Below are 1,526 nucleotides of genomic sequence, written 5' to 3' on the forward strand. Positions count from 1 at the left end.
GAGGCCCATGATCGCGGGAAAGCGGGCCTCGAGGTCGTCGGCGTCCGCGACGAGGTAGGCGGCGCTGGTGACCGAGATGCCGACGCCACAGATCCCGATGCCCAGCAGCAGGGCGGCCGTGACGCGCGGCGCCTCCGGGTCAGGCAGGGTGATCAGCGCAGCTGCCATGACGATCACGCCGCCCGTGAAGGCCCAACCCAGATACAGCCAGATCAGCGCCACCGTGCCGGGGTCGCGCAAGCTCATCATGTCGTCGACCTCGACGCGGGACATATCGCCGGCGAGCCACACCACCCAGACCGCCGCGCCCGCAGCGAGGTTGACTGCCGTCCATACCTTCCCGACCGAATCGGATCCCCGATGGAGCCGCGCACGGACCCATGGCGCCTCGGCGATCACGGGCAGAGTTAGCGAACCGAGCGTCCACCAGGCGGCGCCGGCCAGCAGGACATGCCACAAATCGCTGACGTTGGCCGTAGCGAGATGGGAATCGATCGCCATGTCGACCACGCCTAGGCGTAGCACGAACGCCACCGAGATTGCTGCTAGACCAAGGGTGAGCAGCGGAACACGGCGACCACGCACGGAAACCATGCGGCCCAAGACGACCGCGATCAGGGGAACAAGCCCAACCAACATGGTCGGATGTTACGAGTACCCGGCGACATCTGCCACGAAACTGGTCGGTATTAAAGACCGAGCTGTCTACGCATTTCGCTTGCGGGTGTCGGCTGCGGGAAGTCGTTAGTTTTCAAGCGGCGCAAGATATCAAGGACGAGGTCCTCTGGTTCGATCCCGAGTAGCTCGGCGAACTCGAGCACGTCGGCAACCGAGATCTCACGCGCGCCCTCCTCGGTCCTCCGGTAGGTCATCCGACCCCACCCGAGCGAGTCCCACATTTGGGCCATGGTCTTCCCGGCGTCCTTCCGCCGGACGCTGAGGGCGTGTCCGATCGCCCTGTTCACCCTGCCATGATCCATGGCCTGAAGGCTATCTCATGTGTCGATCTTGCAGGTCCCAGAATTGGGACGTAAGGTTTGCAGGGCGTTGGCTCGAGTTGGGTAAGAGCATCACGCAATGTTCGGCGGCTCGGTTCCCGACGACGGAGTCGCCCCGCGGTAACCCGGTGGAGGAACAGTGAAAATTGTGTTGCCGGAAGATGATCCCGACTCTGGAGAGCCCAGGATGGGGCGCGGAATATTCCGATCGTCGGGGGGCGTGGGGATGCATCCGGGAGGCGGGCAGCGCGCGAGTGATCTCGCCGACCTGATTGCGGCCGCGCGTTTCATGCCGGCCTCTCGGTTCATTGTCGAGCTGCAGGCACGGGGGTACGACCCTGTGCGAACGCTAGACCAGCTAACCCCCGAGCTCGTACGCCTTTTCAAGTAGTCCGCCCAGGGTGACGCCCAGCGCCGCAGCGATCCGGTACATCTGCTCAATCTGCATCGATGACCTGCCGTTCTCTATCCGGCCAATCGTCTTCTTGCTGACACCAGACCGCGCCGCCAGCTCGCCCTGCGTCATCT

At 64.2% G+C, this 1,526-nt stretch carries 3 protein-coding genes; all 3 read right to left on the reverse strand.

The features are described from left to right. A partial coding sequence (locus ACFRAM_RS28655) for a hypothetical protein (RefSeq protein ID WP_379470435.1) occupies positions 1–501 on the reverse strand: 501 nt, incomplete at its 3' end. 188 nt (positions 502–689) lie between these two features. Then, positions 690–980 (reverse strand): helix-turn-helix domain-containing protein, encoded by a 291-nt coding sequence (locus tag ACFRAM_RS28660; protein WP_379470436.1) that lies wholly within the window; start codon positions 978–980, stop codon positions 690–692. 376 nt (positions 981–1,356) lie between these two features. Beyond that, positions 1,357–1,524 carry a helix-turn-helix transcriptional regulator gene (locus ACFRAM_RS28665; RefSeq protein ID WP_379470437.1) on the reverse strand — a complete coding sequence of 56 codons (168 nt, stop codon included), beginning with the start codon at positions 1,522–1,524 and terminating at the stop codon, positions 1,357–1,359. Positions 1,525–1,526: the final 2 nt, after the last annotated feature.

The sequence above is a fragment of the Paenibacillus sp. NPDC056722 genome (assembly GCF_042790635.1).
GTDB lineage: Bacteria > Bacillota > Bacilli > Paenibacillales > Paenibacillaceae > Paenibacillus_AQ > Paenibacillus_AQ agri.